Here is a 215-nt window from a genome sequence, read left to right on the forward strand (position 1 = left end):
CTGTCCCAGGCCCAGAACCTGTGGCGCCTGCGCGAAGACATTTCCGAAACCATTACGCCCTGGACGCCCTACAAGAACGACATCTCCACAGTGATCTCACGCGTGCCGGAGTTCCTGGCGGAAGTGGAGGCCGTGGTTAACCAGAACTATCCCGATTTTGAGATCGTCTGGTTTGGCCATATTGGCGACGGCAATGTGCACCTGAATATTCTCAA

1 protein-coding gene is annotated in these 215 nt (G+C 55.3%); it reads left to right on the forward strand.

Features of this window, described 5'->3' with window-relative positions; all coding sequences use genetic code 11:
* Positions 1-215, forward strand: a 215-nt coding sequence (locus tag A3709_RS15805) for an FAD-linked oxidase C-terminal domain-containing protein (RefSeq protein ID WP_304438773.1), incomplete at both ends; no start/stop codon positions are given.

Origin of the sequence: Halioglobus sp. HI00S01 (assembly GCF_001635445.1) — a bacterium.
GTDB classification, from domain to species: Bacteria; Pseudomonadota; Gammaproteobacteria; order Pseudomonadales; family Halieaceae; genus Halioglobus; species Halioglobus japonicus.